This is a genomic window from Akkermansiaceae bacterium, from assembly GCA_019634595.1.
Lineage (GTDB): Bacteria > Verrucomicrobiota > Verrucomicrobiia > Verrucomicrobiales > Akkermansiaceae > Luteolibacter.
This window is the reverse complement of the sequence record JAHCBC010000001.1, coordinates 297,394-312,919: the sequence shown is the minus strand read 5'-3', so window position 1 is coordinate 312,919 and position 15,526 is coordinate 297,394. Positions and strand designations below refer to the sequence as shown.

General features: G+C 60.8%; 12 protein-coding genes. 10 read left to right on the top strand and 2 right to left on the bottom strand.

Annotation, left to right across the window (positions count from 1 at the left end; translation table 11 throughout):
- Positions 1-65 precede the first annotated feature (65 nt).
- The 7 genes from KF712_01300 to KF712_01270 all read left to right on the top strand — a co-directional run bounded on the left by KF712_01300 (position 66) and on the right by KF712_01270 (position 4,438).
- Positions 66-524, top strand: a complete 459-nt coding sequence (locus KF712_01300) for a hypothetical protein (protein MBX3739598.1) — start codon at positions 66-68, stop codon at positions 522-524.
- Entirely contained in the window at positions 517-1,011 is a 495-nt protein-coding gene (locus tag KF712_01295; GenBank protein MBX3739597.1) for a hypothetical protein, read from the top strand. Before KF712_01300 ends, KF712_01295 begins: the two co-directional genes overlap by 8 nt.
- A 14-nt stretch (positions 1,012-1,025) precedes the next feature.
- Positions 1,026-1,502: a VOC family protein gene (locus KF712_01290; GenBank protein MBX3739596.1), complete on the top strand. Its 477-nt coding sequence runs from the start codon at positions 1,026-1,028 to the stop codon at positions 1,500-1,502.
- 27 nt (positions 1,503-1,529) lie between these two features.
- Entirely contained in the window at positions 1,530-1,913 is a 384-nt protein-coding gene (locus KF712_01285; protein ID MBX3739595.1) for a hypothetical protein, read from the top strand.
- A 240-nt stretch (positions 1,914-2,153) separates the two neighbouring features.
- A complete protein-coding gene (locus tag KF712_01280) occupies positions 2,154-2,663 on the top strand; it encodes a hypothetical protein (GenBank protein ID MBX3739594.1) in 510 nt (169 codons plus the stop codon).
- A 435-nt stretch (positions 2,664-3,098) separates the two neighbouring features.
- Complete coding sequence (gene infC / locus KF712_01275; protein ID MBX3739593.1) at positions 3,099-3,758, top strand: translation initiation factor IF-3; 660 nt, start codon at positions 3,099-3,101, stop codon at positions 3,756-3,758.
- Between the two features lie 17 nt (positions 3,759-3,775).
- Positions 3,776-4,438: an HAD family hydrolase gene (locus KF712_01270; protein ID MBX3739592.1), complete on the top strand. Its 663-nt coding sequence runs from the start codon at positions 3,776-3,778 to the stop codon at positions 4,436-4,438.
- A gap of 58 nt (positions 4,439-4,496) precedes the next feature.
- Here KF712_01270 and KF712_01265 read toward each other — a convergent pair whose 3' ends face one another.
- Both KF712_01265 and KF712_01260 read right to left on the bottom strand, forming a co-directional pair.
- Positions 4,497-5,216: a hypothetical protein gene (locus KF712_01265; GenBank protein MBX3739591.1), complete on the bottom strand. Its 720-nt coding sequence runs from the start codon at positions 5,214-5,216 to the stop codon at positions 4,497-4,499.
- A 10-nt stretch (positions 5,217-5,226) separates the two neighbouring features.
- Positions 5,227-8,835: a hypothetical protein gene (locus KF712_01260; protein ID MBX3739590.1), complete on the bottom strand. Its 3,609-nt coding sequence runs from the start codon at positions 8,833-8,835 to the stop codon at positions 5,227-5,229.
- Between the two features lie 313 nt (positions 8,836-9,148).
- Between KF712_01260 and KF712_01255 the strand changes: the two genes are divergently transcribed.
- From KF712_01255 to KF712_01245, 3 genes are all read left to right on the top strand, one after another.
- Entirely contained in the window at positions 9,149-12,178 is a 3,030-nt protein-coding gene (locus KF712_01255; protein ID MBX3739589.1) for a c-type cytochrome, read from the top strand.
- Positions 12,179-12,458: 280 nt separating this feature from the next.
- Entirely contained in the window at positions 12,459-13,796 is a 1,338-nt protein-coding gene (locus tag KF712_01250) for a hypothetical protein (GenBank protein ID MBX3739588.1), read from the top strand.
- Between the two features lie 314 nt (positions 13,797-14,110).
- Entirely contained in the window at positions 14,111-15,496 is a 1,386-nt protein-coding gene (locus KF712_01245) for a sigma-54-dependent Fis family transcriptional regulator (protein ID MBX3739587.1), read from the top strand.
- The last annotated feature ends 30 nt before the right edge of the window (positions 15,497-15,526 follow it).

Here is a 15,526-nt window from a genome sequence, read left to right as displayed (position 1 = left end):
AAGAAGAAAGCAACCGGCTGACTTCTTGCCTTGGTGGGAGGTTATGCACAACATGGACATGGATCATGAAGGCCCGGACTAAAAATAGCCTTACGTTTTCCGACACACTCTTCGTCAGCGGACTGTCCGCCGTGGGAATTCTGATTCCCTGCTTGGTGGTGAGGTTGCATTTTTTCCAGAGCGCCGCGGTTGATCTTTCGCCACTCAGGTGGCTCATCGCCCTCCCTGCGACGTTGCTGGCATTGCTTTTTGTCGGGTTCAATCTCCATACCACATTCCTCCGACCCTGGCTGTATCGTCGCTCCCACGGCGACCACAACGGCTACCGGCATGTTTCCGGCGCTCCCGGCGGTGGCAGCCTGATGATTGCCATCGCCGCACTCTTTCTTCCAAATGCACCCTTGATCGGAGGAGCGCTTCTGGCTCTTTATCTCTTGGATCCAGGAGGTATCCACATCGCAGCTTGCATGATGCTCAGGGAGTGTCTCACCGACATGCGGAAGAGGTCATTTCAAGATGGCTGAGACGCCGCCCCGGAAAGACGCCAGAGGAAAAGACATGAACGCGATTTCGGAAACAGGATGGTGGATCGGCAATCTCCTTTTCGCGGGCCTGGGTCTGGAGGAGTCCGGTCCGGATTCCAGAGTCCTGGCCGTGCGGCAGATGATGGTCACGGTCCGGTGCGAACATTGGAGGGAAGCCTTTTGGAAAGCGCGGAGAGTGGGATTGGATGGCGAGCGGAAAGAAGCCATCACCATCGAAACCGATATGGGTGAATCAATCCGGGATGGCCGATGGCAGTTTGTGGGCATCACGAGTTTGGCGCCATTGCCATCGATCATGGAAGATGCCGCTGCCCTCGCTTCGATCCAGGTATCGCGCATATGGCTGTCCCTTCGTGATCTCCGTGAATGCTGCATTGAGGATTATTATCTGGAACAGCAAGTGGACGAAGCGAGATCCGGGCATTGGCACCGGACCATTTCTGATTCAAAAAAAGCAGGATTTTGAAACCCGCCATCACCATGCAAAAGGTCACCCCATTCCTCTCCTTCGACGGCTGCGCCGAGGAAGCCGCCCGGTATTACGTCTCGCTGCTGCCAGATTCGCGGATCGACCGGATCACGCATTCGCCGATGGAGACGGAGGGAGGGACAACCGGCACCGTGCTCATGGTCGAGTTCACGCTCGCAGGAACGAAATACCTCGCACTCAATACTCCGGGGTTCCAGTTCACGGAGGCCGTTTCCTTCCTGATCGCCTGTGAAACGCAGGAAGAAACCGACCGACTGTGGGCGGCGCTGACCGCCGATGGAGGGAAGGAAATCGCCTGCGGTTGGCTCAAGGATCGCTGGGGCGTCTTCTGGCAGGTGACGCCCACCCGCCTGATGGAACTCATCAGCGATCCGGACCGTGACCGCGCCCGTCGGGCGATGGAGGCGATGTGCGAGATGGTGAAAATCGACATCGCCGGGGTGGAGCAGGCTGCGGGAGGCAGGTGAGATGCAGTGACTCCGCCATCATACTCCATGTTAAACCGCATCAAAAAAACCGACTTTGGCGACGGCGACATTGCATTCACCGTTCTCCTCCCTGTCCCACCGTTTGGAGATGCTGATTTCGCCGCACCAGACACCAGCCGATCTTCCCGCGATCTGCTTTCCGATCTGATCACCCGATGGGAACAACTCTGGCCCGACATCCTTGAAAGGATGCAAAAAGGGATCGAAGACTATGGCACCGATCAGCGGCTTGGATCTGACGAATTCATGGTTTCGGTTTCACCCATGGAGAAGGATGTATATATGGGTGACCGGAGTGATGTCCATCTGCGTATCGAATTTGATGAAGTCCCCCTATGGGACTACTTCCTGAAGGGTTCGGAAATCGTTCACCATCAAGCCGTGTTTTGACCGCTGTATGGACGGCACAAGGCTGAGCGGGCCGTTATCCTGATCTACGCATCTTCCAAGAATACCCACTCAGATGCAAGTCAGCTTGGAACCCAAAGAGAATCATCCGGAACATGGCCCTTGCTTTCTCCGCTCCATCCCTCTTTCCGATTCCCTGCCTATCGGCTCCTCCTGCGATCTTCGGGATCAGACGGCGGAGGCAACTGCCGGCCCCTTTTTCTTCAAATACCGAACCAACACATGAGCGCAACGCTTCAACGGGACCAGGCATGCGCCCTTGCGAAGACCAGTCCCAAGCTGGCCCTGGCCAAGGCACTCACCATTCCGGATCCGTGGTTCCGGGCACAGGCTTTGTCATGGGTGGCCAGATTCACGGATGACGATCCCCGTCCCATCGCCAGGCAGGCGGCGAAGGTTGCCACTGAGTGCGATGATGACTACAAGCGTTCCGCTGCCAAGGCCTGGGAGATCGCGGCTTTGGCGGAACGGGACTTCAAGCAGGAGGCACGGAAGTGCCTTCAGGAAGCGATTCAGGTGGCCAGGACTGTCCAGCCATCTTCATCCAGAAGTGAAGCACTGCTCATGCTTTATCAATCCGCATTCGCCATCAGCAGCGCAGAGGCCGATAAAGTTGGGGACATCCTGATTTCCACTTGCTCCGCGGAGGAACACTGGAGGTGTGCCCGGGCGGTCCGTGATGTGGGGAAGATCCGGAATGGCGAACTTGCTCCGAGATCGTTCTTCTGGTAGCAGCTGGTCCAGAATGGACGAATGCGACTCACCGGCTTTCTGCACCTCCACCGGGTGAAACAGGTCCGAACTCCACGCCTTGGCGGGACAGGTGAAATTTCCCGCTTGCGGGGCGGGTATTTCTCCCGTATTTACATCGTTCAAGATGCGCTTCCGGGTCACTGATTTACGGAGATGCGCGTCAAAACGGCCTCACGCCGCCCCATGATTTTCCAGGAACGCCCCATCATCAACCTGAACACCGGTTCCAGCAACCGGCATGTTTCCGTCGCGCGTCATCTATGACCGGACATCAGGACCGTTCCCTGCCACTCTTCGTCCCGGCCCCGTGCATCGGCCACGCCAAGGCGCGCTCCGGAACGTCGCATCTACCCACCGGAGGACAAAACCATCGCTAAGCCACAAAGAGACCAAAACAGGGGTCGTTACCGCGATATGACGCGGGTCAACGACCGAATCCGCGCCCCGAAAGTCCGCGTCGTGCTCGCCAATGGCGACCAACTCGGCGTGATGAGTTCGCGCGACGCCCTCTACAAAGCCCAGTCGCTGGGTCTCGACTTGGTCGAGATCGCCGGCCAGGCGGACCCGCCGGTCTGCAAGATCATCGACTACGGCAAGTACAAGTACGAGCAGGCGAAGCTGAAGAAGCAGAAGTCAAAGGCCTCCACCCGGATGAAGGAAGTGAAATTCCGCGTCGGCACCGGCCAGCACGACTACAACATCAAGCTGGGCCGTGCCGAGGGCTTCCTGGACACGAACCACAAGTGCCGCTTCGTCCTCCAGTTCCGTGGCCGTGAGAACGCCCACAAGGACCTCGGGTTCGTGGTGCTCAACCGGATCATCGAAGACCTGAAGACGATGGCCCAGGTGGACCAGCCGCCGAAGCTCAACGGCCGCGCGGTCGCCATGATCCTCTCCCCTCTCCCGCAACACCAACGGAAGCGGAAGTTCCACCTCTTCCACGGCGAGCTGATGGAAGAAGATGACTTCGAGGATGAAGAAGGTGGCCACGCCGAAGATGACTTCGATGATGTTCCGGACGAAACTCCGGACGAGGCACCTGCGGCGGAGGAAACCGAGGAAGCGAAGAACTGAGTCCGGAAACGGGCCTGATGCTCTACCTTTTCGACATTGACGGCACCCTTGTGGATACAAGCGGTGCCGGCATGAAGTCGCTCCAGGACGCGAGCGTACTGCTGTTCGGCCACGAAGGTCCATCACTGGATCTGGCGGGCAGCACGGACCTGGGGGTCGTCGCCCTCATCCACGCCCACTTCGGCGTGGAATCAACCGTTGAACGGGTGGAAAGCTATTTCAGCACCTATCTGGAATGCCTGGAGCGGAACCTGGCCGGCGGGGAGTTCCCCGGAAAGGTGCTGGATGGGGTGCCGGAAATCCTTGCCGAACTTTCCATTCTGCCGGGAAGCAGCATCGGGCTGCTGACGGGAAACATCTCCGGAGGAGCGGCCTCAAAGATGCGCCACTTCGGGCTGGACCACTACTTTCCCTTCGGGGCCTATGGCTGCGACCACGCCGACCGCAACCTCCTCGGCCCCATCGCCGTTGAAAGGGCGTTCCAGCATACGTCGCGGACGTTCCGCCCGGAGGATATCTGGGTCATCGGCGACACTCCGAAGGACATCGCCTGCGCCCATGCCATCGGCGCACGCTGTCTGGCCGTTGCCACGGGCCGCTATTCCGTCACGGAACTATCCTCAGCCGGAGCGGATGTGGCCGTGTCCTCGATGAGGGAGGCGCTGGAGCACCTGCTCTGAGTGTCCTCCAGCCCAAAAAGGCCGGAAATCCCCGGAGGGATTCCCAGCCGTAACTTTCTCAAGGCGCGGCGGCGGCGGCGGGCCGCTCGCGGGGAGGCTCGATGTTCATGCTCATGATACCGATCCCCTCACCCTTGTGCTTGCCATCAAAGAGGAACATGACGCAACGCTTGGTGTTGAAATGCTCCCATAGCGTCTGCTTCACCGGAGTCGGGTTACGTACAGCACCGTCATACCTATGGACAACCAGCTCCATCCCCTTATTTTTCGGGTCCTGATAACTGCCATCTGACATGATCTCGTTCTGGGCAGGCCTCAGAGTCAGCGTTTTCTTCCCCAACCTCATCTCAATGGCGGAGCGTGAAAAGTTGAAGACCTTGTAATCCCCTCCTTTGAGAGCATTGGCTGACACATCATAGGCCAGCAAGCGGATCTTCCCCTGCCCCGCATCCGCGGCGATGAGCAGAACGTTGTCCACCCCCTGAGGAAGATCGACGAGCGCCAGCGGAGGTGGCGCCTGTTGTCCGGCCGGAGGAGGGGCGAATGCATCCTCCGTCGCCCTGATTTCAAATCTACGCGCGCCGGAATATTTGATGGGAGCGCTCAATCCGGAGCCGTTGGCCCCGAACGGCTGGATCTCCTCCCCGTTTTTGAAGAACGCTTTGAAACCTCCAGGAGGCGCACCCAGCGCATAGGTGATGAGGGTCGTCTGGAATTTCTCCTGGGCGGCTGCGGTGCAGGCCAGGAGACCCAGCAGGATCATGAAGTTACGGATCATGGAGTTTCTGTTAAATTTCGTTCGGGTTCAGCCAGCGGAACGAGATCAGTTTCATCCTACGGCCGAATTCCTTATTGATGTCACTGCGGAGATCATCCTTGGCAAAGGGATTGGAGGGGGTCGGCTTGTCGAAGGGAGCTTCGGGAGCATCCGCCGGATCCACGTAGTCCGGCATCCGCTGGATGAACGCCTCACACCACACGCGGGCGATCACTTTGCCAGTCTTGTCCAGAGCCTCACCGCAAGTGCGTATCCGGAAGTAGTCGGAACGCACCTGCATGACCGGGGCAAGACATTGGAGGATGTCCCCCTGCATCAGATAGGCGGCATGACCTGCGGTCTGGTTCTCTCCGGAAACCACGTTGGCAGCGAAGTTCGAACCCTTCGGGTTGGCAGCCGTCAGGCCGACCGAGCCGTCGATGGACTTGTTGACCGAGCTGTCGATGGCAGCCTGCAGGGCTCCTTTGAGCTGGTGGTCCCTGTTGGAGGAATACGGGTTGCGGTTGACGAACTCCGCCATGCTGCGGAACGGGCCGCGGCTCTTGACTTCCTTCACGATCTCTTCGGCAAGCAGATCGAGTTCATCATCCGTGATTTCCCTCCAACCCTGCCAGAATGCGGTCTTGCGCGCTCCACCGGCATATCCGCTCGGATCGACCACGTGGTTGAAGCGGCTGAACCGGATGCCCTGGGGATTCACATAGTTCGGATCCTGCGGGGATGTCAGGTTGATGACCGGGATCTCAGAGCCGTCCATGGTGGAGAGGATCGCCTTCCATGCCAGTTTTGAGGTCGAGTTCACGTTGAACGCGCCTTCGATCATGATGCGTGTGGAAATGGTCTGCGGGGCATTGTTCCCTGCTTCCGAGATGACTCTGTCGATGGAGTCATCCCCCGGCAGTTCGGTGTAGACCATCCGCGGGTTCGGCAGGGATTTCGTGCGCAGGAGAAGGGCATTCCTGTCGAAAGCACGATCAAAGGAACTCCCTCCCCCCTTGTAGTCGGGGGCAAGCGTCGAGAAGAAGACCGTATCCCACAGCTTGTTGTTCGCCTCATAGGAAATATCGACCACATTGAAGCCCATGTTCCCGAAGTTGGTCTTGACGATGTTATTGAGCGGGATGCGGGTGTTGGCATAGGAGTTGCCAACCACGAAGCCGGGTTCAAAGCCATAGCGGGAGAGGTTCGCATGCTGGAATTGGCCGATCGAGGTCAGCGGTGCCTGAGGCACGTCATAGACCACCACGTTCGTCAGGCCCCCCTCGATCGAGGTGGACGCCGGGCCGGTCAGCCCGCGCCATCTTTTTCCGTCCCTTCCGCCTTCGGAATCCGGCATCTGGGAACTCCTGTCGTCAAACTGGGCGACAAGGCCGCGGCTGCCGCCCTGGCCATCTCCCATCGAGGAGGTGCTGCGTCCACCCAGCAGGTTGGAGGAGAAGTGCCATCCCTGCATGTTGCCCTGTTCATTCTTGGAGCCGTCGAACCTGAAGTTGTTCGACATCACGCGGGGGTTCGCGTCGATCCAACCACGCAGGCCCTGGTCACCAGTCGCCTCGGTCGAGTTCCGGGTGTAGAATCTCCAGGTTGCGAGGTGCTGTGGATTGGTCAACGCATCCACCGAGAAGCCCGGAAGATCATCCACCAGCTTGGTCACCGGCTCCGGAATGGTGATCTGAGCCGATCCATTCTTACCACCGTTCCAGATATCCGTGTAGCGGTTAAGGTGGGTTTCAATCTTCGGGCCAGCCTTGAGGGTGTACCATGTACTGGCCGCTCTCGTATCAATGTTGGGGAAGCGTGCCTCTGTCATCACCAGCACCTCGGGATGGGTGTCCTGGAGGGTCATGTATTCGATCGACAGGCGTACCCCGGAAAAATATTGCATCCGCTTGCTGGAATGGATCCGGACGGGATTCGAACCCGGAGCGTCGATGCGCAGAGGGATGGAGTAAGCACCCTCCGGATCCCACTGGTCGCTCATCACGCTGGCATCCTGGATGGGAGGGTTCCCCGCAACGGAAAACAGGCGGAACTCACCGGGCTGGAAATTCGCCGAAGGGGTGCGGATCCGGAAGTAGGAACCGCCGCTACCCCCATCGACCGGGAACATCCCGTCGCTTGTGACATGCCAGTATTCACGGAGACAGATGGTGATCTCCTTGGGTGAGACATCGACTTTATCCGGATCGATGTAGGGGGAGACGACATCAGACTTGATCCTGATGAATGGACCGCTCGCCCACTCCAACTGGTAGGTCGAAGCCTGGATGTGGACGTTATAGGGGTTCCACAATCCGACCAGCGGCTTGTAGAGCAGGGTCACACCGTAGATCGGAGTCCGGGCAGGCGGCGGAAGGGATCCGACGATGTCAGTCTTGAGGGAGAATCCCAGCTGGGACATGGCCATTACAGGACTCAGTCCGCTGTTCGTATGCTGGATGTCTTCCTGATAGCCCGTGCCCTTGTAGAATTCACGGTATGGCAGCCAGGTCGGCTGGCGGAGGTTGGAGTCAACCCGCGGGTTGAGGCCGATCATCGGAGAAGTGCTGCCCTGGACGGTTTCCCACAGACGGGCGTAGTTGTAAAGGATGCCCCAGTTCGGTCCGACGAATCCGTTGGAGTAGCTGTTGGTGATGGTAGGGCTGAGGGTGAACTTGGTCCGGTTGGGATTCTGACCAAATTCGTAAACCACGGTTCCCGGCACGTGGCCCGAAGTTCCATTCGACACCTGGGTCGGCTTGCCTCCGAAGAAATCCGCGACGAAGTTCTGGTTCTGCTGGGATCGATCCAGAAGCAGGGAGAGATCCTTTTTCATCCCGCCATCCCGGACGTTCACCGGCAGGCCGAACCCCCCGGTGGTCAGGTCGTTGAAATAGTATTTCGGGATCTCATCACGATCGAGGTCTCCGGAATCCTTCGCCGCCAAGGCGACCGTCCCCATGGAGACCAAGGTCCGGCGGTCCACCGAATCATTGTAGTCCGAATCAAAACCCGCCCACATGTTGCGGTGCTTTTTGTCGAAAGCGGCGAACCCGGGTTCCCGCGGGGACTGCGAGCGACCCACCCGCTCATAACCCGAAACCTTCTCCGGATTTCCGATATCGACCCTCACCTTGGTTCCTTCGTCCCCCACCCAGTAGGCATACCGGCCATCCAGTTGTTTCCCTTGGACGGACACATACTCTGCGCGCAATTCCTTACGGGTCCGCTCACTGGACGGAGGCCTCGCCAGAACAGCGGAGTTCGCATCATCCAGCGTAACGTCCGGGTCCGGGTTCGGTCCGCTGACCAGCCAGGTCGGCTGGGAATTGGCGTTGTCGACCCCAGCTTTCCAAGCCCCGGTCCAGTAGGGATTGGCAGTCGAACCTACGATTTCAGCAGTGCCGGTCACCCGTTGGTCGGGACCGGCTTCCTTCTGGAGATGGCCGATCGCGAGCATAAGGGCCATGCGGGCATTCGCGCGGGCGATCGCCTGTGCGGAGTCCCGGTCAACACTGCGCAGGGTGACGGTGCTCAGCGACAGCGTGGCAACCACAACGATGACCAAAAGGACCATCATCGAGATCGTCACCACAAGCGCGAAACCATCGCGTCTCTGGGGGTTTGAAGTGGGTTTCATAGGGGTTTTTCGGGTTCGGTGGAAAACCAGTAGCACAATCTACATGGTATTTACAATATAAAAGATCGGATCAGCCGAAGAAATTTCGGAGGGAACACCCCCTCCTCGTCCGTATGGTGGCACACGATGGGTTGCGCATGATTGTGAATGGGCTTGGTGATAGCTCCGTATCCGGCAGGTTGTATCAAACCGCCGCCGGTGGACAGGTTCCGAAATTTAGTTGCTTCGCTGGCCACGGCAATTTCCAAATGAAAATTCCCGCTGATTTTTAACGGAAAAATCACCTGTTCCGTCTTGTCTCCCTGTCAAACCCATGAGCCATTTTCTCCGTCCCGCCCGCGCGCTTGCCGCCCTGTCCCTTCTGGCCGCCGTTCCTTGCCCGGCGTCGTCCCCTATTTATAACAGCGAGCCGGGCAACCCGGAACCGATCCCCGCTGATGAAGCCCTGCGGCAAATCAAGCTTCCGGAGGGCTTCAGCGCCACCTTGTTCGCGGCGGAGCCGGAGATCCAGAACCCCATCGCAGCGGCATGGGATCACCGGGGACGCCTGTGGGTGGCGGAGAACTACACCTACGCGGAGCGGCAGAAGCGCTTCGACATGGAATTGAACGACCGGTTGGTCGTTTTCGAGGACAAGGACAACGACGGCCGGGCGGAGTCGCGGAAGGTTTTCACGGACCAGGTGAAGATGCTGACCAGCGTGGAGACGGGCCTGGGCGGGGTGTGGCTCATGTGCCCGCCACAGCTTCTGTTCATTCCGGATGCGGATGGTGACGCGGTGCCGGACGGACCGCCCCAGGTGGTGCTGGACGGCTTTGACGTGGCGAAGGACAACTACCACAACCTCGCCAACGGCCTGCGCTGGGGGCCGGACGGCTGGCTCTATGGCCGCTGCGGGCACTCCTGCCCGGCGAAGCCCGGCATTCCGGGCACGCCGGAAAAGGACCGCCCGCAGATGAAGGGCGGGATCTGGAGGTATCACCCGGTGCGGAAGACCGTCGAGGTGCTGACCACCGGCGCGGTCAACTCCTGGGGCCACGACTGGGACCGGCATGGCGAGGGATTTTTCATCAACACCGTCATCGGCCACCTCTGGCACATCATCCCTGGGGCGGACTTCAAGGAAAGCGGCACCGCCGTCAGCCCGCATCCGGACGTTTACGAGCGGATGGACATGATCGCGGATCACTACCATTTCGACACGAACGGAAAATGGCAGGACTCCCGTGACGGCGCGGCCAATGATTTCGGCGGCGGGCACGCCCACATCGGCACCATGATCTACCAGGGTGACGGGTGGCCGGAGAAATACCGCGACCGGCTTTTCACCCTCAACATGCATGGCCGCCGGGCGAATGTGGAGCGGCTGGAACGCACCGGCTCCGGCTATGTCGGGAAGCACGAACCGGACGTGTTCTTCTGGGGGGATCCATGGTTCCGCGGGATTGAAATCACGCAGGGTCCCGACGGCTCCGCCTTTGTCCTCGACTGGAGCGACACCGGGGAATGCCATGACCACACCGGTGTCCACCGCACCAGCGGCCGCATTTACAAGATCCGCCACGGTCGGCCGGAGGCACCGGATCTTTCCGATCTCGGGGCGATCACGCCGGACGGCGCGGAACGCCTGATCCGGAACCCCAACGTCTGGTATGAGCGGCAACTGCGCGTCCGCCTGATGACGCAGCCCCCTTCCCCGGAGGTCCTGGACCGCCTTCTGAAACTGGCGGCGGACCCGGCCAACAGCACGGTCACCCGCCTGCGGGCGCTGTGGACCTCCCATGCCATCGGTGCGTTGAAAGAGGACACCATGCTGGGATTGCTCGGCGAAAAGGATGAACACCTCAGGGTGTGGGGTATCCGCTTTCTCACGGACGCTGTTCCAGTCGACTACATGGGCATGCCACGGCTTCCGGACTCCCCTCAAACACTCCTCTCTGGCACCTTCGAAAAATTCAAGGAACTCGCCCGCACGGACTCCTCCGGGCTGGTGAAGCTGACCCTTGCTTCAGCCCTGCAACGCCTCGGAAAAGAACAGCGTTCGGAACTGGCGGTCCTGCTGGCGGCGGATGCCACCTACGCGGAGGACGCGCAGATGCCATTCATGATCTGGTATGGCATCCTGCCCCTCGCCGGAGGATTCGATCCGGGTGTGCTCGAGAAGATCGCCGCGGTGACCTCCTCCCGGAAACTGGCCAGATGGACTGGCCGCTTCCTGGCGAATCCCGCACCGAATCCGTTCAGGGTCCGGCAGCTCCAGAACCTGCTGGCGGCCCCAATTCCGGCGGAGGTCAGGCCTGCCCTGGTGGCTGGTATTTCCGAAGCGCTCGATGGCGTCAGCAAGGCGGAAGGCCCGGCGAACTGGCGGGATTTCTCCGCAACAGTCACGGACCCGGGGTCCCAAGCCACCATCAAGCGCATCAGCCTTCTTTACGGCGACCGGCAGATCGCGGAATCCCTGCAGGCCACCGTCCGGGATGCGGGTGCGCCGATGGGCGAGCGTCAGGCCGCGCTCGACATCCTGATCGACGCGAAGATCCCGGGGCTGCGCGAACTCTGCGAGTCCGTGCTGGCCACCCCGAAACTCAATGGCAACGCCATCCGCGGCCTCGCCCTGTCCGGAGAAACGGAGGTGGCGAAGCTGCTGGCGGCGAACTTCGGGAAATTCGAACCGGTTTCCCAAGGCCACCTCATCGACGTGCTGACCGGCAGGCCGGACTGGGCGGCGGTGCTTCTGGAGGAAATCGCCGCGGGGCGGATCCCGAAGACGGCCCTCCCCGCGTTCTCCGCACGCCGCATCGTCGCCCTCAAGAATGAATCCCTGACGAAGAAGCTCAATGAAGTGTGGGGCAGCCTGGGCAGTTCGGCGGCGGACAAGACCAAGGAGATCGCCGCGCTGAAAAAGAAACTCACCCCGGAGACACTCGCCGCTGCCGACCTGAAGAACGGACGCCAGCTCTACGCGGGCATCTGCGGTGCCTGCCATACGCTCTATGGAGAGGGCGGAAAGATCGGCCCGGACCTGACCGGCTCCGGCCGCTCGAACCTGGACTACCTCCTGGAGAACATCATCGATCCCAGCGCGGTGGTGAGCGCGGACCACCGCATCACCACGGTGACCCTGGATGACGGGCGGGTCATCAGCGGCACCATCGGCGCGAAGACCGACCGGACCCTCACCCTGAAGTCGCCGGCCGGGGATACCACGCTCGAAATTTCCAGCATCACCAAACAGGAAAGCACCGCAACCTCCCTGATGCCGGAGGGTCTGCTCACCGCCTTCCAGCCGGACCAGGTGCGGGATCTCATCGCCTACCTGATGCACCCGCGGCAGGTGGAGTGAATGGCTGGAGGGCAGGGACGCCATTCCATGGCGTCAGGCGGGGAGTATCCACGATGATCCCATGACTCCGATCTGACATGGAGCCGGTCCTGCGTTTCCATGGCTGTCGCTTTCCGGTTACCCACTATCGGAAGGTTCTGCCAGCCTTCCCCCACCGGGCGCCATGGAATGGCATCCCTGCCAGCACGCCGGACTTCCAGGAAGTCCCTGCCACGCCCGGATATTTTCACGGAAATCCCATCGTGTTTTCATGAAGGGCCGCTATGATATCCCCAACCGCATGGACACACCCTCCAAGGAAAGCAACCGCCAGTGGTGGCACGGGCAGGCGAAACGGACCGCCCGCCGCATCAACCTGGCGTGGTGGCTGGAAACACTGGCCACCCCTCTGATCGTTGCGGGGCTGGCCGGTGCCGCCGCCCTTCTGGTCATCCGCAACCGGGCGGTGGAGCTTCCGCCCGCCATGCTGGCCGGCGTGCTCGGCGGGTTGGTCGTGCTGATGGGGCTGGTCTGCTGGGCCATCGCCGCCCGGAGGTTTGAAAAGCCGGACCGCTCGCTGGTGCGCATCGAGGCGACCATGGAGATGAAGAACGCCCTTTCCGCTGCGGGGGCCGGGGTTGCCCCATGGCCGGAGCCGGTGTCACAGGTGGATGCGGGCGTGCGCTGGCACTGGCCGCGGCTGGTCGTCCCGCCACTGGCCGCGCTGGCTCTCCTGGCCGCCGGTCTGTTCATCCCCATTTCCTCCGCCAAATCCCCCATCACCCCTCCGGAACAGCCGCAGGCGTGGAAGCAGCTCGACTCCTCCCTGGAACATCTTTCGAAGGAAGAACTGGTGGATGAGAAATACCTGGAGGAAACCCGGAAGAAGCTGGAGGAACTGAAGGCCCAGAAAGAGGAGCAGTGGTTCAGCCATTCCTCCCTGGAAGCGACGGACGCCTTGAAAAAGGAACACCGCTCCGAAATGGACCGTGTGGAGCAGGAACTCGAACGGGCGGAGAAAGCCCTCGAGTCCCTGGAAAAGAACGGAGGCGCCAACCAGGCGGAGAAGGAGCGCCAGCTCAACGAATTCCAGCAGGCCATGCAGGGCCTCCAGAATGGTGCCATGAAGCCGAATCCGGAGTTGCTGGAGCAACTGAAACAACTGGACCCCAACAAGCTCGGCCAGCTCAGCAAGGAGCAGATGCAGCAGCTCCGCGAGAACCTCAAAAAGAACGCCCAGGGCATGAAAAAGGGCCAGGGTGACGGGCAGGGGGACGATTGGTCGGACGAGTTGCTCGCTGACGAGAATGGAGAAGGCAACGGCAAGGGCGACAAGCCCGGCAACGGACGCGGCAAGGGCGGCGTGAACCGCGGCCCGGGCCACGATCCAGGAGTGCTGGGAAATGAGAAGGACGCCCTCGAAACCGGCGACCTGACCTCCGTGGAGTCCAGGGACCTGTCGAACGCCCTGCCCGGTGATCTCCTCCAGTTGCAGGACGGCGAGCATGATGTGGACAAGAGCGGCTCGAAGATCACCCAAGGAGGAAACACCGATGCCACGGGAGCCGGTGGTGACCGCGTCTGGAGGGACAGCCTGGATCCCGGCGAGCAGAAGACATTGAAAAAATTCTTCGAGTGAGGGCAGCCGAGTCCCGTCGGGGCGTAGCGAAGCTCGTGAGAGCTTCGGTGGGGTGCATGTCTGCTGAGAAACCGGCTCCGGCTTCCCCTTCGCCGTCCCCACAGCCGGATCTCTCACGAGATCCGCTACCCCTGCGGTCCTCCATAGCCGGATGACTGCAAACAAACCGACGTCGGCTCCCGATGGAATTCCACCACCACAGGAAAAATGCGGAGTAGGTCGGCATTTCGGTCGATCCACGGCATCGCATGGAACGGGAAATCGTTTTTTTCGTGCCATCCCCGGTCGTCATGCCAGATTTTCCCGTCCCCACGATGCCCGAAGGCCCCACCGAAGAAACCCTGCTCCTTGTCGATCCCGATCATGACTTCCTCGATTGGGCCACCAAACACTTGACCGCCCAGAACCTGCGGATTCTCCGCTGTGACAATGCGGCGAACGCTCTGAAAGTGGTGGAGAAGACCGAGGTCAGCGTCGTGGTCGCGGCCCTTTCCCTGCAACCTTTCGACGGTCTGGACCTCCTCGGCCGGATCATCCAGCACAGTCCGCAGACACTGGTCATCCTGACCGCAGGCTTTCCCACCACCAGCCAGATCATCGAGGCGACCCAGCATGGAGCGCATGATGTGCTGAGAAAGGAATCCCTGCCTTTCGAGCTGCGGCAGGTGGTGGAGTCCGCCCTCCAGATCCATGAGGACCGCCGGTCCGTGACTCCCCACGAAACGGAAAGCCCGACGGTGGACGGACGGGTGAAGATCATCGGGGTTTCACGCGCCCTGCAGGATGTTTTCAAACTGGTGGGCCGCGTGGCGCGCTCGGACGCGCCGGTCCTCATCGCCGGAGAAAGCGGCACCGGCAAGGAACTGGTCGCAAAGTCCGTGCATGAATACAGCCCGCGCCGCCAGAAAGAGATGATCACCATCAACTGCGGCGCGATCCCTGAAAACCTTCTGGAGAGCGAGTTGTTCGGCCACGAGAAGGGTTCCTTCACGGGAGCCATCGCCCGCCGTGCGGGCCGTTTCGAGCAGGCGGACGGTGGCACGCTCTTTCTGGATGAGATCGGCGACATGCCGCTTTCCATCCAGGTGAAGCTGCTGCGGGTGCTCCAGGACGGCTCGTTTTCGCGGGTGGGCGCGAATGAAACGATCACCACGGATGTGAGGATCGTGGCGGCGACGCACAAGAACCTGGCAGCGGAAGTGGCGGCCGGGAGATTCCGCGAGGATCTCTATTACCGGCTGAACGTCGTCGAACTGCGGATCCCGCCGCTGCGTGAACGGCCCGAGGACATCCCCCTGCTGGCGGAGTTTTTCCTCCAGCGGATCACCAGGAAGAACGGCATGGCCCGCATCCGGATTTCCCCCGAGGCGGTCGCCACCCTCCAGACCCATCTCTGGCCGGGGAATGTCCGGGAACTGGAGAACACGATGGCCCGCGCCTGCGCCCTGGCCTCATCGAACGTCCTCCTGCCGGCGGACATCCCGCTGGCGTCCTCTCCCGGACGGTCCATCGCCAAGCTGGGGGAGACGCTGGACCAACTGATCAACACCGCTCCCGGAGGCGGGAATGTCATTGAGTGGATCTCACGGGAACTGGCGGGCCGCTCGATCGAGCGTGCGAACGGAGACCTGAAGCAGGCCTCCATCTCGCTGGGCGTCGAACCCGCGGAGCTGAAAAAACTGCTGGCCGGAAGAGAGTGAGATACTCCCTTCTCCATCCAGAGACGCCCC